Origin of the sequence: Herbaspirillum camelliae (assembly GCF_001929405.1) — a bacterium.
Taxonomy (GTDB): domain Bacteria; phylum Pseudomonadota; class Gammaproteobacteria; order Burkholderiales; family Burkholderiaceae_D; genus Herbaspirillum; species Herbaspirillum seropedicae.
In genome coordinates this window covers 5,351,844-5,375,764 of record NZ_KV880769.1, presented here as the reverse complement: position 1 = coordinate 5,375,764, position 23,921 = coordinate 5,351,844, and the positions used below count along the sequence as shown (strand labels likewise).

The 23,921-nt window shown below is 64.9% G+C and carries 21 protein-coding genes; 14 read left to right on the top strand and 7 right to left on the bottom strand.

Features of this window, described 5'->3' with window-relative positions; genetic code table 11:
* Window positions 1-168 precede the first annotated feature (168 nt).
* The 3 genes from BGK68_RS24055 (at window position 169) to BGK68_RS24045 (ending at window position 2,802) form a co-directional block, all read left to right on the top strand.
* Entirely contained in the window at window positions 169-930 is a 762-nt protein-coding gene (locus BGK68_RS24055) for an SDR family NAD(P)-dependent oxidoreductase (RefSeq protein WP_075259144.1), read from the top strand.
* A 107-nt stretch (window positions 931-1,037) separates the two neighbouring features.
* Window positions 1,038-2,429, top strand: coding sequence for a TAXI family TRAP transporter solute-binding subunit (locus BGK68_RS24050; RefSeq protein ID WP_075259143.1), 1,392 nt, complete (start codon window positions 1,038-1,040; stop codon window positions 2,427-2,429).
* Window positions 2,430-2,571: 142 nt separating this feature from the next.
* The gene (locus BGK68_RS24045; protein WP_075259142.1) at window positions 2,572-2,802 is read left to right on the top strand and encodes a hypothetical protein; all 231 of its coding nucleotides are present in this window, start codon (window positions 2,572-2,574) and stop codon (window positions 2,800-2,802) included.
* Window positions 2,803-2,860: 58 nt separating this feature from the next.
* On the opposite strand, the gene BGK68_RS24040 is transcribed toward BGK68_RS24045, so the two are convergent.
* Window positions 2,861-4,084, bottom strand: a complete 1,224-nt coding sequence (locus tag BGK68_RS24040; protein ID WP_075259141.1) for an ABC transporter ATP-binding protein — start codon at window positions 4,082-4,084, stop codon at window positions 2,861-2,863.
* 108 nt (window positions 4,085-4,192) lie between these two features.
* On the opposite strand from BGK68_RS24040, the gene BGK68_RS24035 reads away from it, so the two are divergent.
* The gene (locus BGK68_RS24035; RefSeq protein WP_075259140.1) at window positions 4,193-5,836 is read left to right on the top strand and encodes an ABC transporter permease; all 1,644 of its coding nucleotides are present in this window, start codon (window positions 4,193-4,195) and stop codon (window positions 5,834-5,836) included.
* Between the two features lie 61 nt (window positions 5,837-5,897).
* Entirely contained in the window at window positions 5,898-7,265 is a 1,368-nt protein-coding gene (gene gorA / locus BGK68_RS24030; RefSeq protein WP_075259979.1) for a glutathione-disulfide reductase, read from the top strand.
* Between the two features lie 70 nt (window positions 7,266-7,335).
* Here gorA and BGK68_RS24025 read toward each other — a convergent pair whose 3' ends face one another.
* Complete coding sequence (locus BGK68_RS24025; RefSeq protein WP_198937249.1) at window positions 7,336-8,652, bottom strand: phospholipase A; 1,317 nt, start codon at window positions 8,650-8,652, stop codon at window positions 7,336-7,338.
* Between the two features lie 299 nt (window positions 8,653-8,951).
* On the opposite strand from BGK68_RS24025, the gene BGK68_RS24020 reads away from it, so the two are divergent.
* Window positions 8,952-11,039 (top strand): putative bifunctional diguanylate cyclase/phosphodiesterase, encoded by a 2,088-nt coding sequence (locus BGK68_RS24020; RefSeq protein WP_075259139.1) that lies wholly within the window; start codon window positions 8,952-8,954, stop codon window positions 11,037-11,039.
* Between the two features lie 204 nt (window positions 11,040-11,243).
* Here BGK68_RS24020 and BGK68_RS24015 read toward each other — a convergent pair whose 3' ends face one another.
* The 4 genes from BGK68_RS24015 to wrbA all read right to left on the bottom strand — a co-directional run bounded on the left by BGK68_RS24015 (window position 11,244) and on the right by wrbA (window position 14,286).
* A complete protein-coding gene (locus BGK68_RS24015) occupies window positions 11,244-11,672 on the bottom strand; it encodes a hypothetical protein (protein WP_075259138.1) in 429 nt (142 codons plus the stop codon).
* A gap of 122 nt (window positions 11,673-11,794) precedes the next feature.
* Window positions 11,795-13,201: an FAD-binding oxidoreductase gene (locus BGK68_RS24010; protein ID WP_075259977.1), complete on the bottom strand. Its 1,407-nt coding sequence runs from the start codon at window positions 13,199-13,201 to the stop codon at window positions 11,795-11,797.
* Between the two features lie 51 nt (window positions 13,202-13,252).
* On the bottom strand, window positions 13,253-13,645 hold the full coding sequence (locus BGK68_RS24005; RefSeq protein WP_013235252.1) for a DUF2069 domain-containing protein: 393 nt from the start codon (window positions 13,643-13,645) through the stop codon (window positions 13,253-13,255).
* Complete coding sequence (wrbA, locus tag BGK68_RS24000) at window positions 13,642-14,286, bottom strand: NAD(P)H:quinone oxidoreductase (RefSeq protein WP_075259137.1); 645 nt, start codon at window positions 14,284-14,286, stop codon at window positions 13,642-13,644. Before wrbA ends, BGK68_RS24005 begins: the two co-directional genes overlap by 4 nt.
* A gap of 245 nt (window positions 14,287-14,531) precedes the next feature.
* On the opposite strand from wrbA, the gene BGK68_RS23995 reads away from it, so the two are divergent.
* A complete protein-coding gene (locus BGK68_RS23995) occupies window positions 14,532-15,944 on the top strand; it encodes a YihY family inner membrane protein (RefSeq protein ID WP_083657883.1) in 1,413 nt (470 codons plus the stop codon).
* 20 nt (window positions 15,945-15,964) lie between these two features.
* On the opposite strand, the gene BGK68_RS23990 is transcribed toward BGK68_RS23995, so the two are convergent.
* The gene (locus BGK68_RS23990) at window positions 15,965-16,285 is read right to left on the bottom strand and encodes a DUF962 domain-containing protein (RefSeq protein WP_075259135.1); all 321 of its coding nucleotides are present in this window, start codon (window positions 16,283-16,285) and stop codon (window positions 15,965-15,967) included.
* 315 nt (window positions 16,286-16,600) lie between these two features.
* Between BGK68_RS23990 and BGK68_RS23985 the strand changes: the two genes are divergently transcribed.
* From BGK68_RS23985 to leuD, 7 genes are all read left to right on the top strand, one after another.
* Complete coding sequence (locus BGK68_RS23985) at window positions 16,601-17,062, top strand: CBS domain-containing protein (RefSeq protein WP_013235248.1); 462 nt, start codon at window positions 16,601-16,603, stop codon at window positions 17,060-17,062.
* Between the two features lie 155 nt (window positions 17,063-17,217).
* Window positions 17,218-19,107, top strand: a complete 1,890-nt coding sequence (locus BGK68_RS23980; protein WP_075259134.1) for an MFS transporter — start codon at window positions 17,218-17,220, stop codon at window positions 19,105-19,107.
* 89 nt (window positions 19,108-19,196) lie between these two features.
* Window positions 19,197-20,285: a chorismate synthase gene (gene aroC, locus BGK68_RS23975; protein WP_013235246.1), complete on the top strand. Its 1,089-nt coding sequence runs from the start codon at window positions 19,197-19,199 to the stop codon at window positions 20,283-20,285.
* Window positions 20,286-20,434: 149 nt separating this feature from the next.
* Window positions 20,435-21,256, top strand: coding sequence for a M48 family metallopeptidase (locus BGK68_RS23970; RefSeq protein WP_075259133.1), 822 nt, complete (start codon window positions 20,435-20,437; stop codon window positions 21,254-21,256).
* 234 nt (window positions 21,257-21,490) lie between these two features.
* Window positions 21,491-22,891 (top strand): 3-isopropylmalate dehydratase large subunit, encoded by a 1,401-nt coding sequence (gene leuC, locus BGK68_RS23965; protein WP_075259132.1) that lies wholly within the window; start codon window positions 21,491-21,493, stop codon window positions 22,889-22,891.
* A gap of 36 nt (window positions 22,892-22,927) precedes the next feature.
* Window positions 22,928-23,059, top strand: a complete 132-nt coding sequence (locus BGK68_RS23960; protein ID WP_008330868.1) for an entericidin A/B family lipoprotein — start codon at window positions 22,928-22,930, stop codon at window positions 23,057-23,059.
* A 107-nt stretch (window positions 23,060-23,166) separates the two neighbouring features.
* A complete protein-coding gene (leuD, locus tag BGK68_RS23955) occupies window positions 23,167-23,814 on the top strand; it encodes a 3-isopropylmalate dehydratase small subunit (protein ID WP_075259131.1) in 648 nt (215 codons plus the stop codon).
* Window positions 23,815-23,921: the final 107 nt, after the last annotated feature.

Below are 23,921 nucleotides of genomic sequence, written 5' to 3'. Positions count from 1 at the left end.
GCCGCCAGCCTGGCCTGTGCGGCATTCCACAACGGCGGCGTGGCAGTACGGCCGCAGCACCTGGCGCGCGGCGTCCCTCACAAGACCCGATACCGGCAGGCGCTAAAGGGCCGCCCCATGACAAGCCGGAGCATGAGTGATCAACCGTTTCTTTGACAGGAGAACAGCATGCTGGATCTGGCAGGAAAAGTCGTCTTCATCAGCGGCGCAAGCACCGGTATCGGCGCGGCCGCCGCCAGGGCCTTTGCGGCCCGGGGTTCCCATGTGGTGGTGCACTACAACAGCTCGGAAAAGGAAGCCGAGGCCGTCGCCGCCGAGGTGCGCGCCGCGGGCAGCAAGGCCATCACCATCGGCGCCGACGTGCGCGATACGTCGGCCATCACCGCGGCAGTGACCAAGGCGGTGGCGCAGATGGGCCGCATCGATGTGCTCATCAACAACGCCGGGGCGCTGGTCAAGCGTGCGCCGCTGGAAGCGGTCACCGATGAACTCTTCGACGACATCATCAACATCAACGCCCGCTCGGTGGTGGCCTTCACCCGCGCGGTGATCCCGGTCATGCGCGCCCAGGGTGGCGGCAACATCATCAATGTCACTTCCGTGGCGGCGCGTCATGGGGGCGGTCCTGGTGCGCTGATCTATGCGGCCTCCAAGGGCTTTGTCAGCACTATCACGCGGGGGATGGCCAAGGAATTGCTGGCCGACAAGATCCGCGTCAATGCGGTGGCGCCGGGTGTGATCATGACGCCGTTTCAGGAACGCTTTACTACGCCGGAACAGCTGGAGGGCTTCCGCAAGACCATTCCCATGGGACGCATCGGCGAGCCGGATGAATGCAGCGGGGCTTTCCTCTACCTGGCGTCGGAGCAGATGTCGGGTTACGTGACCGGGCAGATCATCGATGTCAACGGCGGACAGTACATGCCCTGATGCGCTGACGCCCTGATGCCTGCTGGCCGGGTGTCGCTCGCCCGGCCCTGACATGGTGTTACAAGCTCGTGCGGTCAAAGCAGGCAGGCGCGGCTAGAATAGCGCGCATGCTCAAAGACAAGAAACTCTCTGCCTATGCGCCGTCGGCCACCCGGATACGGGCGCGCTTCGTGGCCATCTCCTGGCGCGACCTGGCTGTCAGCTTCGGCCCCATCATCCTGCTGATCCTGGTGGGTGCGTGGCTGGTGATCTGGCTGATCCGGCCCGCGCCGCCATCGTCCATCACCATCGCCGCCGGTCCCAAGGACAGCAACTTCTGGCGCGTGGCGGAGCGCTACAAGACCATCCTGGCGCGCGATGGCATCAAGCTCGATATCGTCGAGACCGGCGGTTCCCTGGACAACCTGAAACGCCTGGCCGATAGCGACCAGGACATCGATGTCGGTTTCGTCCAGGGTGGCCTGGCCGGCGCGGTGTCGGCCGATGCGATGAGCTCGCTGGTGTCGCTGGGCAGCATTTCCTATGTGCCGGTGTCGGTCTATTACCGCAGTGCGTCCGTCAATGCGGAGGGCAAGCCGATACCGCCGCTGCGTCAACTGTCCGAGCTGGCCGGCAAACGTATCGCCATCGGTGGCCAGGGCAGCGGCTCCAGCGTGCTGGCCGCCACGCTGCTCAAGGCCAATGGCGTGGAAGCCGGCGGCGCTACCCAACTGCTCAACATCGGCGGCGACGAGGCTGCGCAGGCGCTGACCAGCGGCAAGATCGATGCGGCCTTCCTGATGGGGGACTCGGTCTCGGTGGCGACCATGGGCAAGCTGCTGCGCGCGCCCGGTATCCGTCTGCTGGATTTCTCGCAGGCGGAGGCCTATGTGCGACGCTTCCGCTACCTCAATACGCTGAAGATGCCCATGGGCGTCTTTGACCTGGCGCGCAACCTGCCGGCGCGCGATACCCAGTTGATCGCACCCACCGCCGAACTGGTGGCGCGTGAAGACCTGCATCCGGCGCTCTCGGACCTGCTCATCGAGGCCGCCCACGAAGTCCACGGCAAGGCCAATGTGATGCAGAAGGCCGGCGAGTTTCCGGCCCCGCTGGAACATGAATACCGCATCAGCGACGATGCGGCGCGCTACTACAAGTCAGGCAAGACCTTCTTCTACCGCACCTTGCCATTCTGGCTGGCCAGCCTGCTGGACCGGGCGGTGGTGATCGTGCTGCCGGTGATCCTGCTGCTCATTCCGGGGATACGGCTGGTGCCCATGCTCTATGGCTGGCGGGTGCGCTCGCGCATCTATCGCTGGTATGGCGAGCTCATCGCGCTGGAACGTGGCATCTCGCGTGACTCGCCGCAGGAGCAGGCCGATATCCTCAAGCGTCTGGACGAGATCGAGATGGCCGTGAACCGCATGAAGATGCCGCTGGCCTTTGCCGACCAGTTCTATGTCCTGCGCGAGCATATCGGCTTCGTGCGGGCGCGCCTGGCAGCGGGCGTGGCCTAGACGCGACAGCCGGCGGGCAGGGTGGGGCGGGTTGTTGTATGCTCGCCATGGCAGCAACACTACTGTATAAAAAATACTGTGTATGCATACAGTGTTTGTGCTAAAGTGAAGCCTCTTACAGACCAGAAGAGGAATCGCTGCCATGACCCACTTTGATCTTGCTTCCGACGCTCGCTTCGCTGTTTCTTCATCCAGCCCGTCTTCGCTCAGCATCCGCCTGGGCCGCCGGGAAATCTTCATCTGCCGCGACACCTACGTGCGCCGCTACCGGGTCAACCCGCTCATCGAGTGCAGCGCCGGCATCGAGCCGGGCCATCTGGAAATCCTGCTGCTGCGTCGCTGGCTGCTGGTCCTGTCGAAGGCGCGCGCCTGATGCGGCGCGCCCTTGACTGGCTGGTCGTTGACGCGCTGGGCCGCCCGGCCCGCGTGGATCAGCGGCCCACACCTTCGTGTGCCAGGTCGGCTGCGTTGGCAGCCATGGGCGCGGGTACCGCAGGTACTGCAAGCACGCCTGCCGGAGTCGACTCGGTCCTGGCGAAGGTCACCAGATGCGTCACTTCCAGCCTGATGCCTATCCATTCGCCCACGGCGTGATCGTGATGCGAGGGCGCCAGCGACAATAGCGTCTGGCCATTCTCCAGCGCCAGCGTGTAGAGGAATTCCGCCCCTCGGAAGGACTTGCGCACCACTCTTGCCCGGAAGGGGGAGGCGTCGTCGTGGATCACATCATCGGCGCGCAACAGCACGTCGACCTCGCTGGTCTGGGCTGCTTGCTGGCCATGCAGCGCATGCAGCGGCACGCCGCGCAGCAATCCGGCGGCGGTCTCTACTTCGATTTCTTCCTGTTCGCCCACTTGGTGATGGCTGGTTGCTGGCCGGCTCGCAAGCGCTTGCGCGTTTGCATCCCGCCCGCGCAACTGCCCTTGCAGCAGCACGCCATGGCCGATGAAATCAGCGGCAAAGCGGGTGGCCGGACGGTGATAGAGCGCATACGGCGTATCCCATTGCTCCAGTTGCCCCTGGCGCATCACGCCGACCACATCGGCGACGGCAAAGGCTTCCATCTGGTCGTGCGTCACCATCAACGCGGTGGTGTGGGTGCGCTTGAGGATGTCGCGCACATCGTGCGCCAGGCGTTCGCGCAATTCCACATCCAGGCTGGAGAAGGGCTCGTCCAGCAGCAACAGGCGCGGCTGCGGGGCCAGCGCGCGCGCCAGCGCAATGCGCTGCTGCTGGCCGCCCGAGAGCTGGTGCGGAAACCTGGCGCCGGCCTCGGGCAGGCCCACCAGCGCCAGCATCTCGGCCACGATCGCACTGCGCTCGCTCTTGTGGCGGCCACGCAGGCCGAAGGCGATGTTGTCGGCCACGTTCAGGTGCGGGAACAGGGCGAAATCCTGGAACACCATGCCGATGCGCCGCTGCTCGGCAGGCACGCGCACGCCGCCGCCTTCGAGCAACTGGCCATCGAGGCGGATCAGCCCCGCCTGGGCCGGCTCCAGGCCAGCCACTGCGCGCAGCAGGCTGGTCTTGCCGCTGCCGGAAGGGCCGATCAGCGCGCCCAGTTCGCCCGGCGCCAGGCGCAGCGTGACGGCGTCTACGGCCGGGGCAGGGGTGCGGGGATAGCGGATGCTGAGGTGTTCGACTTCCAGAAACATGGGCATGCTCAATGAAATGGTTACAATTCGCGTTTGCGAACGATTTTGCGCAGTGTAGCGCATGCGCCCGCGTCTTCCTTCATTCTGTCCTCACGGATCTGGTTCCCTATGCATTTCATCGGTTTGCTCGCTGTCCTGATCGCCTTGCCCATCCTTGCCATCCTCTGCGCCTGGTTCGGGCTGGACGCCCAGGGCCTGGACGCCTTGCGCCAGCAGGCAGAAACGGTGCTGCCGGGCTACCTCGCGACCTCGGGATGGCTGGCGCTGATGGTGACACTGGGGGTGGTGATGGTGGGCGGCGCCACGGCAGTGACGGTGAGCCTCTTCGAATTTCGCGGGCGGCGCTGGTTTTCCTGGGCCTTGCTGTTGCCCATGGCCATGCCGGCCTATGTGTCGGCCTACGCCTATACCGATTTCCTGCAGTACGCTGGCGTGGTGCAGAGCACCTTGCGCAGCTGGTTCCCCGGCTTTCGAATGGAAGTGCGCGGCTTGCCGGGGGCGATCTGCATGTTCGTGCTCACCCTCTATCCCTATGCCTACCTGCTGGCCCGCAATGCCTTGAGCGAGCGCGGCACCCACCTGATGGAAGCGGCCCGCATGCTGGGCGCACCGCTGTCCGAGCGCATCGTGCGCGTGGCCCTGCCGCTGGCGCGCCCGGCCCTGGCCGCCGGGGCGGCGCTGGCGCTGATGGAGACGCTGGCCGACTACGGGGTCTCGGCCTACTTCGGCCTGACCACCTTCACCACCGGCATCTACAAGGCCTGGGTGGTGCTGGATGATCGCCTGGCTGCGGCCCAGTACGCGTCGCTGCTGCTGCTGTTCGTGACCGTGCTGCTGTGGCTGGAGCGGCGTGAACAAGGCCGCATGCGCTTTGCCGCCACGCGCGGCGGACGCGGCCATGATGGCGCCGAGGCGCGCCTGCCCGCGCTCTCGCGCGCCCAGACCGCACTGGCCTGGCTGGTGTGCGGCCTGCCGGTGGTACTGGGCTTTGTGCTGCCGGTGGCGATCCTGCTGCGCCTGTGGTGGAGCGAGGCTGCGCAGGCGGTGGGGTTCGATGTCGGCCGGTATGCCGGCTGGGTGTGGAACAGTTTCCGATTCGGCGGCATGGCCGCGCTGGCGGCCATCGTGCTGGCCCTGGCCTTGTGCTTTGCGCTGCGCAGCGGCGGCCTGCCGCGTCTGCAGGCAGCATTGCTGCGGCTGACGGCGCGGCTGGCCGGCATGGGGTACGCCATCCCTGGCTCGGTCATCGCGGTGGGCATCCTGTTGCCGGTGGCCTGGCTGCAATCGCTGTGGCCGGGGGCGGGCCTGGGCGTCTTGCTCACGGCCAGCTCGCTGGGCGTGATCTATGCGTATCTGGTACGCTTCACGGCGGTGGCGGTGCAGTCGGTGGAATCCGGTTACACCCGCATCCCCGCCAGCCTGGATGAAGCGGCGCGCACCCTGGGGAGTTCGCGCGCCGTCATTGCCTGGCGCGTGCATATGCCCTTGCTGTGGCGTTCGCTGGCGGTGGCGGCCCTGATGGTGTTCGTGGATGTGGTCAAGGAACTGCCGGCCACTTTGCTGTTGCGACCCTTCGATACCGATACCCTGGCCGTGATCGCCCACAACCTGGCGCGCGATGAGCGCCTGGGCGAGGCGGCCTTGCCGGCCTTGTCCATCGTGCTGGTCGGACTGGCGCCGGTGCTGCTGGTCATGCGCGCGCTCGATGGCAAGCGCAGCCAGCCCTTGCAAAACGCTGCGCCGCCCGCATAACCCCTGCACGACCGAACCGATGAACCTGCCAGCGCGCCTGGCGCAGATCCCTGGAGCCACCATGAGCCAATACGACTATGACCTTTTCACCATCGGCGGCGGCTCCGGCGGCGTGCGCGCGGCGCGTTTCGCCAGCCAGGCCGGTGCGCGCGTGGGCCTGGCCGAGAAGGGCGACCTGGGCGGCACTTGCGTGAACCTGGGTTGCATCCCCAAGAAGCTGATGTCCTACAGCGCCCATTACCACGAGGAGTTCGCCGACGCGGCTGGCTATGGCTGGACGCTCAACGGCCAGCTCAGTTTCGACTGGAGCGCGCTCATGGCCAACAAGGACCGCGAGATCGCCCACCTCAACGACATCTACCTGCGCCTGCTCGATAACGCCAAGGTCAGCCTGCACCGCGGCTTTGCCAAGGTGGAGGATGCCCACACCGTCAATGTCGATGGCCAGCGCTTCACCGCCCGCCACATCCTGGTGGCCACCGGCGGACGTCCCGACAAGCCGGCCATCCCTGGCGCCGATCTGGGCATCACCTCCGACGATTTCTTCCATCTCAAGGCGCTGCCGCAGCGCGCCGTGGTACTGGGCGGCGGCTATATCGCCGTCGAACTGGCCTCCATCCTCAATGGCCTGGGCTGCGAGGTGACCCTGGTGTATCGGCGCGAGCGTCTGCTGCGCAATATGGACGCCGATCTCGGCATCCACCTGGCCGACGAGATGGCCAAGAAGGGCATCCGTATCATCTTCAACGCCAGCATCGAGGCCATCGAGGCGGAGCAGGCGGGCGAGGCAAGCGTCAAGACGGTGCGGCTCACCAATGGCGAGGCGCTGTCGGCGCAGTGCGTGCTGTTCGCCACCGGCCGCACGGCCAACACCGCCGGCCTGGGGCTGCAAGAGGCAGGCGTGAAGCTCAAGGCCAATGGGGCGATCGAAGTCAACCAGGACTTCGAAAGCAGTGTCCCTTCCATCCTGGCCGTGGGCGATGTGATCGACCGCGTCGCACTCACGCCGGTGGCGCTGGCCGAAGCCATGGCCGTGGTCTCGCGCCTGTTCGGCAAGGGCGAGCGCGGCATGTCCTATGCCAACATTCCCACGGCGGTGTTCAGCCATCCCAATGTGGGTACGGTGGGCTTGTCGGAGGAAGAGGCGCGCCAGCAGTTCGGCGAGCTGAAGATCTTCAAGACTGATTTCAAGCCGCTCAAGAACACGCTTTCGCGCAATACCGAACGCACCTTCATGAAGCTGGTGGTCGATGCCCGTACTGATCGCGTACTGGGCGTGCACATGGTCGGCGGCGACGCTGGCGAGGTCATCCAGGGCTTTGCGGTGGCCCTGCAATGCGGAGCGACCAAGGCCCAGTTCGATACCACCATTGGCATCCATCCGACTTCCGCCGAGGAATTCGTCACCCTGCGGACACCTGTGGCCTGATCCGCAGTGCAGGTTCGCCAGCAAGAACGGGGATGCCAGGCATCCCCGTTTTGTCATCCATGACCGTGTTTCAGCGCCACAGCGCGTAGCCGATGCGGAACTGTGCGCGATCCTTCTGGTTGTAGGTCAGCAGGCTCTCGCCATAGCCGTGGAAATAACTGGCCATCAGGTAGCCGGCCGTCCCCGGCAACAGGCGCGAGAGCGGGTAGGAGACCTGGGTCTGGCTGGTCAGCGTGCCGCCCAGCCGGCCCTTGCGCAGCATGGTGGCTACTTCCAGCCCATCCGGTTTGCCATAGGACAGCTTCAGGTCCATGTGGCCGCGGTAGTCGCCGATGTCGGGATTGTCGCGGGTGGGGCCGAGATAGGCATAGACCTTGGGCGCGACCTTGAAGTGGTAGTCGTTGAGGTTGCCGAAGTTGAAGCTGGGTTCGATGAAGTAGGTGTTGATGCTGCGCGACTGCGCACCGTCGCGGCCATTGGACTCATGCTCCAGGCCGGTGGCAATGCCGATGCGGCTGAACACGCGGTTCTGGATGCCCACGTCCGGCAGGTAGTAGAACAGGCTGGGCCGGTAGCTGGTGTCGCGGAAGGGCGCCGACGGGGCCGACAGGTCCCACAGCGAGAACTGGGTGTAGCCCAGGTAGAGATTGTCCAGCGGGCCGCGCGAGCGCGGATCGTCCGGCACGAACAGGCGGAACTTGAAGCTGAGCTGGAAGCGCGCATTGGTATCGCCGCCGCTGTTGCCCACCGTGAAGTACATCGGTTCATTGAAGGACAGGCGGCGGTTGTTGGAGAGGATGTCTTCGGCCGCCGGGGCGCTGTCCAGCGGCGAGGCGTCGGCCCCGGGCGTGAAGACCGTGGCCGAGGGCGCCACTGGCGCTACCGTGCTGGAGGAGTCGGCCAGGGGCGTGTTGATCAGGTCAGGCGACTCCGGCAGCGCGCCCAGCGCGGCATCGGGGCGTACCACGGCTACCAGCACCGGTGCGGCATCCATGCCGATGGGCTCGATGCGGACCATGCCGCGCAACCGTTCTGGCAGCATGCCGCGATAGCGCAGCTTGCGGAACTGGCCTTGCCTGAGGGTGATGCTGCCCTCGCTATCGACCCGTTGCAAGCTGATCTGCTGGGGCGGGATCATGTCGGCCGAGGCGGCCACCAGGAGGGTAGGCGGCAGCGTGTAGGTGCGTTCGGCCTGGTCTTCCTCGCTGACCAGCAGGGTCAGTTCCAGGGGCTTGCTGGCATCGATGCGCTTGGGCGGTTGTACCAGCGTGATGCCGGCGTGGGCCGGCATGCCGATGAGCAACGTGCCGCCGAGGGCGCACAGGGCCAGGGCGACGGATCGCAAGGGGAGGGGGAGACGGGGCAGGCAATGGCGTGGGCTGAACATGGTGTCCTTGTTTTATTCGCATATTGTTGTTCTGGCGCTGGGCAATCGCACCGGCAATGGCAGCGACGCGCTTGGCATTACAGATCGGTTGGCGCGGAGAAAGTTGCCAGAGGTGACGTAATGCCTCACTTCGGGGTCGAAGATGTCTGTCTGATAACGGGTATTTCCTGATTGTGTGACAATACTGCCGCCTCTAAGCTGACGTCCACTGCCCCCATGGGCGGCGCTGGCCGGTCCGGCCCGTGGAGCCCCCCCCTCAACCGCAGTCCCGATAGTCTCGATACGTCGCACCCTTCGCCATGCTCATTGCCACCTACGACAAGCTGCTGGTTGTCGTCTCATTGCTGGTCGCCATCCTGGCCTCCTATACGGCGCTGGACATGGCCGAACGCATCAATACCACGGCCAGCCAGCATGGACGGGCGGCGCGCTGGTGGCTGGCCGGCGGCGCCGTGGCCATGGGGCTGGGCATCTGGTCCATGCATTTCATCGGCATGCTGGCCTTCCGCCTGCCCATTGCCTTGGGGTATGACGCCGGGATCACGGCGCTGTCGCTGGTGATCGCCATCGCCGTCTCCGGCTTCGCCCTGTGGATCGTCACCCGTCCCGAACTGCCGACCCGACGCCTCTTGGGCAGCGCCCTGTTCATGGGGATCGGCATTGCGTGCATGCACTATACCGGCATGGCCGCTCTGCGCATGCAGCCGGGCATCGCCTACGATCTGTTCCTGTTCCTGGCCTCGGTGGCCATTGCCATCGCCGCGTCGGCAGCCGCCTTGTGGATCGCCTTCAGCCTGCGCAGGAACACCCCGCACGTCAAGGCGGCCCGTGGCGGGGCCTCGATAGTGATGGGCCTCGCCATCTTCGGCATGCATTACACCGGCATGGGTGCGGCCAGCTTCAGCCGCGACTCTATCTGTCTGTCGGCGCAGGAGGGGCTGGCGCCGGGCTGGCTGGCCGTGCTCATCATCGTGGTGACGCTGGCGGCGCTGACCATCGCCTTGCTGACTTCGGTGCTGGACGCTCGTCTTGAGTCGCGCACTGCCAAGCTGGCGCGTTCGCTGGCCGCAGCCAATGAAGAGCTGACCCAGATGGTGCTGCACGACCAGCTCACCCGTCTGCCCAACCGCACCCTGCTGGAAGACCGCCTGAACCAGGCCATCAACAAGGCCGCCCGCGAGCAGGGGCATTTTGCGCTGATGTTCATGGACCTGGATGGTTTCAAGGCCATCAATGATTCGCTGGGCCACCATGTGGGCGACCGCCTGCTGGTGGAAGTGGCGCAGCGCCTGACCAGCAGTTCCCGCGCCAATGACACGGTGGCGCGCCTGGGCGGCGATGAATTCGTCATCCTGGTGGACTTGAACACCCCGGAAGACGCCATGGGCGTCGCCGAGAAGCTGGTGGAGGCGGTCAACCAGCCTTTCAAGGTGAACCAGCACGAACTGCGCGTCTCGGCCAGCGTAGGCATCGCCATCTATCCGGAGGACGGCGCGACCCGCCATGACCTGGTCATCAATGCCGATGCCGCCATGTATCACACCAAGCGCAGCGGCCGTAACGGCTACCACTTCTTCGAACCGTCCATGAACGCCAACGCCCAGCAGCAACTGCAATGGCTGCAGGACCTGCGGGTGGCGCTGGAGCGCGGCCAGTTCCGCCTGGTGTATCAACCCAAGTTCAGCCTGCCCGATGGTCCGGTGCTGGGGGCCGAGGCCTTGCTGCGCTGGGAGCATCCGGTGCATGGGCTGGTGGCCCCGGACCAGTTCATCGGCCTGGCCGAGCGCTCCGGATTGATCCTGCCCATCGGCGCCTGGGTGCTGGACGAGGCCTGCCGCCAGATGCGCGAGTGGTTCGCACTGGGCTATGTGGACTGGACCATGTCAGTGAACCTGTCGGCGCTACAGTTCGCCGATCCGCACTTGCTGGAGGTGGTGCGCACGACCCTGGAACGCCATCAGTTGCCACCGCAATGCCTGACCCTGGAAGTCACCGAATCCACCGCCATGCATGACACTGAAGCCAGCCTGCAGACCTTGCGCCAGATTGCCGACCTGGGGGTGGAAATCTCCATCGACGATTTCGGCACCGGCTACTCCAGCCTGCTCTATCTCAAGCGCCTGCCCGCCAACGAGTTGAAGATCGATCGCGGCTTCGTGCGCGAGCTCAAGCAGGGAGGTGAAGACGCCGCCATCGTCTCGGCCATCGTGGCGCTGGGCCGTACGCTGAACCTGCGCATCGTGGCTGAGGGCGTGGAAACGGTGGAGCAGCAGGAGTTCCTGGCCGCGGCCGGTTGCGATGCCTTGCAGGGCTACCTGATGGGGCGGCCCATGACGCCGGAACTGTTCCTGCAGACCATGCGCGAGCGGCACAAGAGCGCCGCCTGAAGGTCGGCGCAGGGCGGTCGCATTGCTATCCCGCAAATTGGCGGCGGCATCGCCGCTTATTCTTCGGATTGCTCTTCCGGGCTTGATGCAAAGATGCAGTCATAGGAAGCGCTGCGCCACAAGGCCGGCGTTTCCGGCAGGCTCCTGAGGGGGAGGTTGGGACGGACGGCCCGGTTGGCGTCCGTCCCTTTTTGTTGTCCGGACTCAGGGGGGCGGGCATTGCAGGCGCAAGCGTTGCTCCAGCCGCTGCAGCTTGCGCTGGGCCTGCTCGACTTTGCCTGAACCGGGCGGCTGCGCCAGGCTGCGCGCGGCTTGCAAGTCTTCCTGCGCCCAGCGGTGCTGTTGCGCCAGCAGGCCGCAGCGCTGCCGGTGGGCGGTGGTGGCGCTACGCGCGCCAGCGGCCCTTGGCAAGCGGGGCGGCGTCGAAGGGGATGGCGGCGCTGGTGCGGCCTTGAAGGCAGGGACAGTAGGCAAGGGGGGAGTGGACAGCGTGCCGGCCTGCTGGCACAGATGGTCGCTATAGGTCGTGAGCCCGTCGTACTGGCATTTGTAGACGGCGGCCTGGCTGGACGCATTCAGGCACAGTGCCAGGAGCAACGCCAGACCTTGGCGCGGCAGGGGAGAAAGATGCATGGTGACCTCGCCGATGAGAGGGTGCAAAGCAGACACGCCGTCCCCGGCGCGCTACCCTCCCTGGGAACATGTCACTGCCGTCGGTCTGCGCCGGCTGGCTTCATCCGTTCATGCTGCGGGCCTCAGAGAACTTTGCCCGGATTCATCAGCTGTTGCGGATCCAGCGCCAGTTTAATGGCGCGCATCAGTTGCAGTTCCACCGGCGATTTATATCGCGTGATTTCCTCGCGTTTCAACGCCCCCAGGCCGTGCTCGGCCGAGATCGAGCCGCCGAAGCGGTCCACGCTGTCATGCACCACCCGGTTGATGGCCGCCTGGCGGGCGATGAAGTCGCTGTCGGCCACGCCTTCGGGCGGCGAGACGTTGTAATGCAGGTTGCCGTCGCCCAGGTGGCCGAAGGTGACCATGCGGCAGCCGGGCGCAGCCTGCTGGACCAGCACGTCGGTGGCAGCGATGAATTCGGCGATGCGCGAGATCGGCACCGAGATGTCGTGCTTGATGTTCTTGCCCTCGTGCGCCTGTGCGCTGGAGATGCTTTCGCGCAGCCGCCACAGCGCGCGGGACTGGGCCAGCGAAGCGGCGATGACGGCGTCGTCGACGAGGCCCTGTTCCAGGGCTGTGCCGATGAGACCTTCGAAGAGGGTGCGGGCGTGTTCCTCCGATTCGCTGTCCGACAGTTCCAGCAGCACGTACTGCGGATGGGGCCGGTCGAAGGGCAGGCGCTGCTCGGGGAAGTGCTTGCGCACCAGTTGCAGGCAGAAGTCCGACATCAATTCGAAGCCGCTCAGCGCCGGGCCGCAATGCGCCTGCGCCAGCTGCAGCAGCTGCAGCGCCTGCGCCGGGCTTGGCAGCGCCGCCAGCGCAGTGACCTGGGCGCGCGGTTGCGGGAAGAGCTTCATCACCGCTGCGGTGATCACGCCCAGGGTGCCTTCGGCGCCGATGAAGAGATCGCGCAGGTCATAGCCGGTGTTGTCCTTGCGCAGGCCCTTGAGGCTGCTCATGATCTCGCCCTGCGCCGTCACCACTTCCAGCCCCAGGCACAGCTCGCGGGTATTGCCGTAGCGCAGCACGCCGGTGCCGCCGGCATTGGTGGAGAGATTGCCGCCGATGGTGCAACTGCCTTCGGCCGCCAGCGAGAGCGGAAACAGCCGGCCTGCGGCGGCGGCCTGTTCCTGCAGGTGTTGCAGCACGCAGCCGGATTCGACGGTGATGGTGTTGTTGAGGGCGTCAATGGCGCGGATGCGGTTGAGCCGGCGCAGCGACAGCACCACGGCATTGCCTTGCTGATCCGGCACGCTGCCCAGCACCAGTCCGGTATTACCTCCCTGCGGCACCAGCGGCACCGCGAACTGGGCGCACAGCCTGACCACCGCCGCCACCTCGGCGCTATCGGCCGGGCGCAGTACGGCCAGGGCGCGTCCGGTATAGCGGCCGCGCTGGTCGGTCAGGTAGCCGGCGGTGTCGTGGGCGTCGGTGAGCACATGGGTCGCGCCGATGGCGGCCCGGCAGGCTTGCAGGAATTCATTCATGGCAGCGGCGCAGGCGCGCATGCGAACGCGCCTGGGAGAGGGATTTAGGATTTACTGGGAAGCCTTCTGAATCGCCTGGCGGGCGATTTCCTTGGCGGCCTTCTTGAAGGGGTGCAGGTAGAGCAGGGCGCACAGGAAGTACAGCAGGCTCAGCGCCACCTCCACCCAGCCCAGTTGCATCGACAGGTGGACGGCGTCGCTGGTGGCGCGCACCAGGCCTTCGGCCAGGTAGACCAGGATCAGCATGGACGACCATTGCAGCGTGTAGACATCGCGCTTGAGCACGCCGCGCAACGGCAGCAGCAGCGGCAAGACCTTGAGCACCATCCAGGAGCCGCCCGGGCGCAAGGGCGCCAGCACCAGTTCCCACGCCAGACCCAGCAGGATCAGGGCGATCAGGCTGGAACAGGCTCCCAGGTGGAAATAGCGCGCGCGGCTGTTCATGATGGTCTCCGTAGTTTGATAGCGTTTTCCGCCAGCCGTTTGCCTAGGGCAATGGCCAGGGTGCGCGAGTCGTCCGACAGCGGCTGGTTGCCGTTGACGCCCGCCCAGTGGCTGGCGCCGTAGGGCGTGCCGCCACTGTGGGTATTCATCAGTTCCGGGTGGGAGTAGGGCAATCCCACCAGCAGCATGCCGTGGTGCAGCAGCGGAATCATCATGCTCAGCAGGGTGGCTTCCTGACCGCCGTGCAGGCTGCCGGTGGAGGTGAACACGCAGGCCGGCTTGCCAGTGAGCGCACCGGAGAGCCATTGCGGCGCGGTGCCATCCCAGAAATACTTCATGGCCGCAGCCATGTTGCCAAAGCGCGTGGGCGAACCCAGCGCCAGGCCGTCGCACTCTTCCAGGTCGGACGCTTCCACATAGGGCGCGCCGGAGGCGGGCACGTCCGGCTCGACCGCCTCGGCCACGGTGGACACCGCCGGCACGGTGCGCAGACGGGCATCGCAGCCGGGCACGCTTTCCACGCCCTGGGCGATCAGTTCGGCCAGCTTGCGGGTGGCGCCATGGCGCGAGTAGTACAGCACCAGGATGGTGGCGTTGGAGGCAGTGTTCACAGCGGTGGAAGAGGTGGCGGAGGTCGTCATGCGGACTATTATATTTCCGTTTATTTGTGCAGAGGCATCAGGAAAAGGGGCAGATATTCAGCCTTTTGCTACATGTCATGTCTGCTATGGGTGAAACTTTCGCGCATCCTGCGCTTTTTGCGGACATTTGCCGCCAGCTTGGGCGATAATCGCCAACGTTGCCCTCGGCGAGCCCGCCGTTGCGGCTGGAACCATGGTGTGGCGGGAACGGTCTTCCTGCGCTGTTGCCGAGAGAAGTCAAACCGATGTCCCCTGTGCGTATTTCCCTGTCCCGTATGCGTGGCCTGACCCGAGAGCAGTTGAGCGACCTGTTGCGCTTCGCCGGCCGGCGGCTGCGCGAGGACCGCCTGCCGCAAGTGGCGGGCAGCCTGACCTTCACCACCATCCTGTCGCTGGTGCCGATGCTGACCATCGCGCTGGCGCTGTTTACGGCCTTCCCGCTGTTCTCGACCTTCCGCGCCTCACTGGAAGCCTACTTCGTCGAGAACCTCATGCCCAAGGGCGTGGCCAACACCATCCTGGGCTATCTGAATCAGTTCGCCGCCAAGTCGGCGCGCATCTCGGCCGTGGGCGGGGTGGTGCTGATCCTGACCTCGGTGCTGACCATGTCCACCATCGAGAGCGTGTTCAACCAGATCTGGCGCGTCAAGAAGTCGCGTCCGCTGGTGCAGCGCGTGCTGGTGTACTGGGCCATCATCACGCTGGGGCCGCTCTTGATCGGGGTCTCCATCAGCGTGACCTCCTATCTCTCCACCGCCACCGGCGGCGCAGTCAAGAGCCTGCCCTGGCTGGGGGCCAGTTTCTATACGCTGGTCTCGCTGATGTTCTCGACGCTGGCCTATACGCTGCTCTACAGCACCGTCCCCAACCAGACCGTGGACTGGCGCGATGCGCTGGCCGGCGGTCTGCTGGCGGGCATCGGACTGGAAATCGCCAAGCGTCTCTTCGCCGTCTACATCCTCAAGTTCCCGACCTACACCATGGTCTATGGCACGGTGGCGGTGCTGCCGATCTTCCTGGTGTGGATCTACATGATGTGGATGATCACGCTCTTCGGTGCGCTGCTGACAGCGGCGCTGCCGGTGGTGCGCTACGAGCGCTGGTGGCATGTGGCCTCGCCCGGGGCGGAGTTCATCGATGCGATCAAGGTCCTGCGCTTCCTGCATGCGGCGCGGGTCGGCGTGGAGTCGGCCGTGGTCAGCATGGACGAGGTGCGCCGCGCCACCCGGCTGGGCCTGGGAGAGCTGCAGCAATTGCTGGCCAGGATGAGCGAAGAGGGCTGGGTAGCCTCGGTCAAGCCCGGCAACAGCCGCCGCAGCAGCTGGAACCGCCGCATCACCGATGACATGGACCGCTGGACCCTGGTGGCCAATCCCAGCACGATCCAGTTGGCGCGAGTGTACCGCCTGTTCGTGTTCGATCCGGCGGTGCTGGCCCAGGCGGGCGAAGAAGAGGGCCTGGTCCATCGGGTAGAGGGCGCCATCGACGCCGTGCTGGCGCAATCGCTGGAGGATTACTGCAGCGCCGATGCCGCCCGGCGCGCCGAGCTGGAACAGGCCGCAGTGGCGGCTGCCGCGTCTGCTCCCGCCGCCACGCCCTACACTGCGGCGCCGCTGGCCGAGCGCGGTCGCATCTGGGAGCGCCAGGCGTCGGAGTGAGCCGGGCCGTGGCCGGCCATTCAGAAGGAGACTTGACCGGTCAGCATCTGCCAGTACATCACCCAGTCGCCCATGAAGGAATAGAGCGGGTGGCGCAGGGTGGCCGGCTGGTTCTTCTCCACCAGGAAATGCCCGGCCCAGGCAAAGCCATAGCCGCACAGCAGGGCCACACCCAGCCACCACCACTGGTGCGTGAGCAGCAACAGCAACAGGCTCAGCAGGGCCAGCGTGGACCCCAGGAAATGCAGCTGCCGGTTGACCCGGTGCGCATGCTCCCCCAGATAGATCGGGTAGAACTCGCTGAAGCTGGCGTAGTGGCGTTCGGGCAGGGTGGCGGACATGGGCTTCTCCGGAGGGTCCTGACCTTTCCAGCTTAGTCAGCGGGGCGGCCAGATTCAATCCTCCAATCCTTCATTTCTTCATTTCCACTGCACTGTCGGTGATGATGCAGGGCAATACTGCACCGCCATGTATGCAGCGGTTGCCCAAATGCGCTGCTTGCCCGTACCATGTGCAGTGCATCCCTGCATGGGTGCGGGTTTGGCGGCTCGCCAGCGGCTGCATACAGGATCAGTTATCCTGTTGCCCCCATGAATTGGATTTTCCCGGCGTCATCGCCTACAGTCAAAACAGCTTCATACAACTAGGACGACATCATGAAAGTCTCTGAAATCCTCAAGGTCAAGGGCAACATCCTCTTCACCGTCACGCCGGACACCCCGATCCAGGAGGCTGTGGCTGCGATGGCCGAAAAAGACATCGGTTCGCTGGTGGTCATGGAATACGGCGACCTGGTCGGCATGCTGACCTTCCGCGAAGTCCTGCTGACCCTGCACAAGAATGGCGGCGAACTGGGCGGCTCGACCGTGCGCAAGCACATGAACGACGCACCCATCACCGTCACGCCCGATACCGACCTCAACGAAGTGCGCCGCATCATGCTGGAAAAGCACGCCCGCTACGTGCCGGTGATGGAAGCGCGCACCGTGCTGGGCGTGATGTCCTTCTACGACGTGGCCAAGGCGGTGCTGGACGCCCAGGGCTTCGAGAACAAGATGCTCAAGGCCTACATCCGCGACTGGCCGGCCGAGGAGGAAGAGCGCGAAGGCAACGCCTGAGCGCATCTGCCCGCGCCATCGCCGCCGCCCTTGTCGGGCTGGCGGCGTCGCCATGACCGTTCCTTCTGGAGCGGTTTTTTATTGCCCTTTGGTGTCGTTGTCATTCCGGCACAGCCTGCTAGGCTGCGCACTTTGCTTCCCTGACCTGATTGCCCATGCAAAAGAACAGCCAGTTCACGCTTTTCACCCAGCGGCGTTTCGCCCCCTTCTTCTGGACCCAGTTCCTCGGCGCACTCAATGACAACGTCTTCAAGACGGCGCTGCTGACCATCCTCACCTATGACGCGCTGTCGTGGACGGACATGGATCCGGGGCTGCTCAATAACCTCATCCCGGGCTTGTTCATCCTGCCGTTCTTCCTGTTCTCGGCCACCTCCGGCCAACTGGCCGACAAGCTGGAAAAGGGCCGGGTGGCGCGGTTCGTGAAGCTGCTGGAAATCGCCATCATGGGCATCGCCGCCTATGGCTGGATGACGCACCACCTGTGGCTGCTGGTGGCCGCCGTGATTGGCATGGGGATCCATTCCACCCTGTTCGGACCGGTCAAGTACGCCTACCTGCCCCAGCAACTGCGGCGCGAAGAGCTCATCGGCGGCAATGGTCTCATCGAGATGGGGACCTTCGTGGGCATCCTGCTGGGCGAAATCCTCGGGGCGGTGCTGGTGGTCCACAAGCCCTGGGGCCTGCATCTGGTGGCCGGCATGACCATTGGCATTGCCGTGCTGGGTTGGCTGGCCAGCCTGCGCATCCCGCTCTCGCCAGCGCCGGTGCCTGAGTTGAAGGTGAACTGGAATCCCTTCACCGAGACCGTGCGCAACCTCGCTTACTCGCGTCGCAATCGGCCGGTGTTCCTGTCGTTGCTGGGCAATTCCTGGTTCTGGTTCTATGGCGCGATCATGCTGGCGCAGTTTCCCGTCTATGCGAAGAACTACCTGCATGGCGATCACAGCGTCTTCGTGCTGCTGCTGGCGGTGTTCTCGGTGGGCATCGGCGCGGGTTCGCTGCTGTGCGAACGGCTCTCCGGCCACAAGGTGGAGATCGGCCTGGTGCCGTTCGGCTCCATCGGGCTGTCGGTGTTCGGGCTGGAGCTGTACTTCGCCAGCCAGGCCTATGTGACGCCGACGGCGATGCTGGACCTGGGCGGCTTCCTGGCCCAGGGTGGCAGCTGGCGCATCCTCCTCGACTGCCTGGGCATCGGCGTGTTCGGCGGGCTCTACATCGTGCCGCTGTTCGCCCTCATCCAGACCCGTTGCGATCCGGCCCACGTCTCCCGCACCATCGCCGGGATGAACATCATGAACGCGCTCTTCATGGTGGTCTCGGCCCTGGTGGCCATGGTGCTGTTGAAGGCCGGGCTGAGCATCCCGCAGATCTTCCTGGCCACGGCCATCATGAACGGCGTGGTGGCGGCCTACATCTTCTCGCTGGTGCCGGAATTCCTGATTCGCTTCCTGGCCTGGATCCTGATCCATACCTTCTATCGGGTACGCATCATCAATGGCCAAGCGATTCCCGATCAGGGGCCGGCGGTGCTGGTGTGCAACCATGTCAGCTATGTCGACGCCATCGCCATCATGGCGGCCAGTCCGCGTCCGGTGCGCTTCGTGATGGATCATCAGATCTTCAGGATTCCAGTGATGTCGTGGCTGTTCCGTAACGTGCGCGCCATTCCGATTGCACCGGTCAAGGAAGACCCGTGGCTGACCGAGAAGGCCTTTGTCGATATCGCCCAGGCGCTGCATGAGGGCGAGCTGGTGTGCATCTTCCCTGAGGGAAAACTCACCCGCGACGGCGAACTCAATCCCTTCAAGGGCGGCGTGCAGAAGATCATCGCCCGCAGCCCCGTGCCGGTGTTGCCGATGGCCTTGCGCGGCCTGTGGGGCAGCCTGTTCTCGCGCGACCCCAGCAATCCGGTGGCGCGCACCTTCAAGCGCGGCCTGTTCTCGCGGCTGGAACTGGCGGTGGGCGAAGCGATCCCGCCCGAGCAGGTCAGTCCCGAGCTGTTGCAGGAAAAGGTGCGCGAACTGCGCGGCCACTGGAAGTAGCGGCCCTATGGGGAAGGGCGCTGCGGCTCGTCGGCAGCGCCCGGGACTGGTAAAATCGCGACTTTCCCCACTTTTGCGCGAATCCCACCATGTCCGGCAATACCTTCGGCAAGCTCTTCACCGTCACCACCTTCGGCGAATCCCACGGCCCGGCCATCGGCTGCGTGATCGATGGCTGCCCGCCGGGCATGACGCTGTCGGAGGCCGACATCCAGCCGGAACTGGACCGCCGCCGTCCCGGCACCTCCCGTCACGTCACCCAGCGCCAGGAGCCCGATACCGTCGAAATCCTCTCCGGCACCTATGAAGGCAAGACCACCGGCACCCCCATCGCGCTGCTGATCCGCAATCAGGACCAGCGCAGCAAGGACTACGGCAACATCCTCGACACTTTCCGTCCCGGCCATGCCGACTACACCTACTGGCACAAGTACGGCATCCGCGACCCGCGCGGCGGCGGCCGTTCCTCGGCCCGCCTGACCGCGCCGGTGGTGGGCGCGGCGGCCGTTGCCAAGAAGTGGCTGTTCGAGCAATACGGCACCACCTTCAAGGGCTGCATGAGCCAGCTGGGCGAGATCGCCATTCCCTTCGAGTCGTGGGAACACGTGCCCAACAACCCCTTCTTCGCCGCCAACGCCAGCATCATCGAGCGCCTGGAAGCGTACATGGACGCCTTGCGCAAGGACGGTGACTCCATCGGCGCACGTATCGACGTGGTGGCGCAGAACGTGCCGGTGGGCCTGGGCGAGCCCCTGTATGACAAGCTCGATGCCGAGATCGCCTTTGCCCTCATGGGCATCAATGCCGTCAAGGGCGTGGAGATCGGCGCAGGTTTCCGCTCGGTGGCGCAGAAGGGTTCCGAACATGGCGATGCGCTGACCCCGGAGGGCTTCGTCGGCAACAACGCTGGCGGCGTTCTGGGCGGCATCTCGACCGGGCAGGACATCACGGCCTCGATCGCCATCAAGCCCACTTCCAGCATCCGCACGCCGCGTCCGTCCATCGACAAGAGCGGCCAGCCGATCGCGGTGGAGACCTTCGGCCGCCACGACCCCTGCGTGGGCATCCGCGCCACGCCCATCGCCGAGGCCATGCTGGCGCTGGTGCTGATGGACCATGCCTTGCGCCATCGCGCCCAGTGCGGCGATGTCAAGGTCGATACGCCGGTACTGCGCTGAACCAGGCCGCTGGCCGCCCGGCTACTGGCGGCTGAACCGAATTGCTGCGGGCCGGGTCGAAGCGGCTCAAGGCTGGCTGACCTGCGGCGCACCGCCGCACGGCAGGCCGATACCTGACTCAAGATCAATTATTCAAAAGGAGTGCGGGCATGGTGCTCAAACCTATCATCAAGAACAGTCTGTTGGCCCTCGCCCTGGCAGGGCTGGTGGCCTGCGAAACCGTCCAGACCACCCAAGGCGGCGCGGTCGGCATCGACCGCAAGCAGCAGATGCTGGTTTCCTCGGCCGAAATGGATGCGGCTTCCAGCAAGGAATACGCCCAGGTGCTGGCCGAGGCCAAGTCCAAGGGGCTGCTCAACCGCAATGCCGCGCAGGTGCAGCGCGTGCGCAATATCGCCAATCGCCTGATCCCGCAGACCGGCGTGTTCCGTCCGGATGCGCTGAAATGGAACTGGGAAGTCAATGTGCTCAGTTCCGACGAAACCAATGCCTGGTGCATGCCCGGCGGCAAGATCGCCGTCTATACCGGTCTGATCGAGAAACTCAAGATCAGCGACGATGAACTGGCCGCCGTGATGGGGCACGAAATCGCCCACGCCCTGCGCGAGCACGCCCGTGAGCGCGCTTCCCAGCAAGTGGTGGCCAATTCGGCCATTTCCATCGGCGCGGCCCTGCTGGGGCTGGGCGATGTGGGCAAGCAGGGCGGGCAATACCTGTATATGGGCCTGATGGGCTTGCCCAATTCGCGCGCCAATGAAACCGAGGCCGATCGCATCGGCGTGGAACTGGCCGCCCGTGGCGGCTACGATCCCAAGGCGGCCGTGACGCTCTGGCAGAAGATGGCCAGCCTGGGCGGCGAAGAGCCGATGAAGTTCATGTCCACCCACCCCTCCAGCAGCGAGCGCATCGCCGACCTGACGGTCTATGCGCAGCGCGTCGAACCGCTCTATCAGCAGACCCGCAGGCGCTGACCCGAGCGCGGCGCAGGCGGCACGCATCCGGCATTTCTCCCGCAGGTGGGAAAGATGCCGGATTTTTTGCTTTTGCCGCAGCGCCTGCGCTTTTTTCGAGACCTTGCAGCATTATTCACTGTTGTTGCCGCGCGGCGGAAAACACGGCAGGGAGGTCAGACCTATCACTTTATGGCATAATCAGCTGCTATTTTTCCTGACCAGCATCCCTTTTCAGTTTAGCCAGGCCGCAACATGCTCAAGACGCTCTACGACAAACTCTGGGAGTCGCACGTCGTTCATACGGAAGATGACGGTACCGCCATCCTGTATATCGACCGCCACCTGCTCCATGAAGTGACCAGCCCGCAAGCCTTCGAAGGCCTCAAGCTAGCCGGTCGCCAACCCTGGCGCAATTCCGCCAACCTGATGGTGGCCGACCACAACGTCCCCACCACGGATCGCGCCCACGGCATCGCCGATCCCATCTCGCGCCTGCAGGTGGAGACGCTGGATGGCAACGCAAAAGAATTCAGCCTGACCTACTTCGGCATGAACGACAAGCGTCAAGGCATCGTTCACGTGATCGGCCCTGAACAGGGTGCTACCCTGCCGGGCATGACGGTGGTCTGCGGCGATTCGCACACTTCCACGCACGGCGCCTTCGCCGCGCTGGCCCATGGCATCGGCACCTCCGAAGTGGAACACGTGCTGGCCACGCAGACGCTGCTGGCGCGCAAGTCCAAGGCCATGCTGGTGCAGGTCGACGGTGCGCTGCCGGCCGGCGTCACCGCCAAGGACATCGTGCTGGCCGTGATCGGCAAGATCGGCACCGCCGGCGGTACCGGCTATGCCATCGAATTCGCTGGTTCGACCATCCGCTCGCTGTCCATGGAAGGCCGCATGACGGTCTGCAACATGGCCATCGAAGCGGGTGCGCGCGCCGGCATGGTGGCCTTCGACGACACCACGCTGGAATACCTGAAGGGCCGTCCCTTCTCGCCCTCCGGCCCGCACTGGGAGCGTGCCGTGTCCTACTGGCGCACGCTGCATTCCGACCCGGGCGCCAAGTTCGACATGGTCGTGACCCTGAACGCCGCCGAGATCAAGCCGCAAGTCACCTGGGGCACCTCGCCCGAGATGGTGGTGGCGGTGGACGCCCGCGTTCCCGATCCCGACAAGGAAAAGGACCCGACCAAGCGCGACGGCATGGAAAAGGCCCTGGCCTACATGGCCCTGAAGCCCAACACCCCGATCGAAGACATCCGCATCGACAAGGTCTTCATTGGCTCCTGCACCAACTCCCGCATCGAAGACCTGCGCGAAGCCGCCAAGGTGGTGCGCGGCAAGTTCCGCGCCTCCAACGTCAAGCTGGCGATGGTGGTGCCGGGTTCCGGTCTGGTGAAGGAGCAGGCAGAACGCGAAGGCCTGGACAAGATCTTCCGCGACGCCGGCTTCGAATGGCGTGAGCCGGGCTGTTCCATGTGCCTGGCCATGAATGCCGACCGCCTGGAGCCGGGCGAGCGCTGCGCCTCGACCTCGAACCGCAACTTCGAAGGTCGCCAGGGCGCCGGTGGCCGTACCCACCTGGTGAGCCCGGCCATGGCCGCCGCTGCGGGTATTGCCGGCCACTTCGTGGACGTGCGCTCGCTGTAAGCACCTGCTTGTGAATCTTTTCGAGAGAAGACAACCATGAAAAAAATCTCCGCTCTGGTTCTGCTGGCCGTCACCCTGGGGGCGCTGGCTGGTTGCAACACCGTCAACGGCTTCGGCAAGGATGTCGAAAAGGTCGGCGAGAAGATGCAGGACGCCAGCAAGAAGTAAGCAGGAAAGTGCAACAGGCTGCGGCCAGCGTGCCGCAGCTTCGGTTTTTGAACAGAAAACAGGAAGGGCAGGGCAGAACAGGCGCCCCGCCCACCGAGGTCAAGCTCATGAATAAATTTATCGTGCATGAAGGACTGGTGGCGCCGCTGGACCGCGCCAACGTCGATACCGATGCGATCATCCCCAAGCAGTTCCTGAAGTCGATCAAGCGCAGCGGCTTCGGCCCCAACCTGTTCGACGAATGGCGCTATCTGGACCACGGCGAGCCTGGCATGGACAACAGCAAGCGCCCGCTGAACCCGGACTTCGTGCTCAACCAGGAGCGCTATCAAGGTGCGTCCATCCTGCTCTCGCGCAAGAACTTCGGCTGCGGCTCCTCGCGTGAGCACGCGCCCTGGGCGCTGGACCAGTTTGGCTTTCGCGCCGTGATCGCCCCCAGCTTCGCCGACATCTTCTTCAACAACTGCTACAAGAACGGCCTGCTGCCCATCGTGCTGACCGAGCAACAGGTCGATCACCTGTTCAATGAAGTCAAGGCCTTCCCCGGCTACCGCCTGGTCATCGATCTGGAAAAGCAGATCGTCAGCACCACCAATGGCAGCCAGACCTATCCGTTCGAGATCAGCGAGTTCCGCAAGTATTGCCTGTTGAACGGTTTCGACGATATCGGTCTGACCCTACGCAAAGCCGACACCATTCGTGCCTACGAAGAGAAACACCTGCACGAACAGCCCTGGCTGAGCAACACGATCTGAGAGGATCGCTGAGACAACAGCAAAGGGCGGTCAGATGGCCGCCCTTGTCGTTACTGTCCTTACAGTCCTTACCTATTCCAAGAACGTCTTCCAGCGCGGCTGGAAAC

Excerpts from the sequence above, each read along its gene's own strand:
- BGK68_RS24055 (WP_075259144.1), top strand. The coding sequence starts at position 169 with ATGCTGGATCTGGCAGGAAAAGTCGTCTTCATCAGCGGCGCAAGCACC.
- BGK68_RS24050 (WP_075259143.1), top strand. The coding sequence starts at position 1,038 with ATGCTCAAAGACAAGAAACTCTCTGCCTATGCGCCGTCGGCCACCCGG.
- BGK68_RS24045 (WP_075259142.1), top strand. The coding sequence starts at position 2,572 with ATGACCCACTTTGATCTTGCTTCCGACGCTCGCTTCGCTGTTTCTTCA.
- BGK68_RS24040 (WP_075259141.1), bottom strand. The coding sequence starts at position 4,084 with ATGTTTCTGGAAGTCGAACACCTCAGCATCCGCTATCCCCGCACCCCT.
- BGK68_RS24035 (WP_075259140.1), top strand. The coding sequence starts at position 4,193 with ATGCATTTCATCGGTTTGCTCGCTGTCCTGATCGCCTTGCCCATCCTT.
- gorA (WP_075259979.1), top strand. The coding sequence starts at position 5,898 with ATGAGCCAATACGACTATGACCTTTTCACCATCGGCGGCGGCTCCGGC.
- BGK68_RS24025 (WP_198937249.1), bottom strand. The coding sequence starts at position 8,652 with ATGTTCAGCCCACGCCATTGCCTGCCCCGTCTCCCCCTCCCCTTGCGA.
- BGK68_RS24020 (WP_075259139.1), top strand. The coding sequence starts at position 8,952 with ATGCTCATTGCCACCTACGACAAGCTGCTGGTTGTCGTCTCATTGCTG.
- BGK68_RS24015 (WP_075259138.1), bottom strand. The coding sequence starts at position 11,672 with ATGCATCTTTCTCCCCTGCCGCGCCAAGGTCTGGCGTTGCTCCTGGCA.
- BGK68_RS24010 (WP_075259977.1), bottom strand. The coding sequence starts at position 13,201 with ATGAATGAATTCCTGCAAGCCTGCCGGGCCGCCATCGGCGCGACCCAT.
- BGK68_RS24005 (WP_013235252.1), bottom strand. The coding sequence starts at position 13,645 with ATGAACAGCCGCGCGCGCTATTTCCACCTGGGAGCCTGTTCCAGCCTG.
- wrbA (WP_075259137.1), bottom strand. The coding sequence starts at position 14,286 with ATGACGACCTCCGCCACCTCTTCCACCGCTGTGAACACTGCCTCCAAC.
- BGK68_RS23995 (WP_083657883.1), top strand. The coding sequence starts at position 14,532 with ATGTCCCCTGTGCGTATTTCCCTGTCCCGTATGCGTGGCCTGACCCGA.
- BGK68_RS23990 (WP_075259135.1), bottom strand. The coding sequence starts at position 16,285 with ATGTCCGCCACCCTGCCCGAACGCCACTACGCCAGCTTCAGCGAGTTC.
- BGK68_RS23985 (WP_013235248.1), top strand. The coding sequence starts at position 16,601 with ATGAAAGTCTCTGAAATCCTCAAGGTCAAGGGCAACATCCTCTTCACC.
- BGK68_RS23980 (WP_075259134.1), top strand. The coding sequence starts at position 17,218 with ATGCAAAAGAACAGCCAGTTCACGCTTTTCACCCAGCGGCGTTTCGCC.
- aroC (WP_013235246.1), top strand. The coding sequence starts at position 19,197 with ATGTCCGGCAATACCTTCGGCAAGCTCTTCACCGTCACCACCTTCGGC.
- BGK68_RS23970 (WP_075259133.1), top strand. The coding sequence starts at position 20,435 with ATGGTGCTCAAACCTATCATCAAGAACAGTCTGTTGGCCCTCGCCCTG.
- leuC (WP_075259132.1), top strand. The coding sequence starts at position 21,491 with ATGCTCAAGACGCTCTACGACAAACTCTGGGAGTCGCACGTCGTTCAT.
- BGK68_RS23960 (WP_008330868.1), top strand. The coding sequence starts at position 22,928 with ATGAAAAAAATCTCCGCTCTGGTTCTGCTGGCCGTCACCCTGGGGGCG.
- leuD (WP_075259131.1), top strand. The coding sequence starts at position 23,167 with ATGAATAAATTTATCGTGCATGAAGGACTGGTGGCGCCGCTGGACCGC.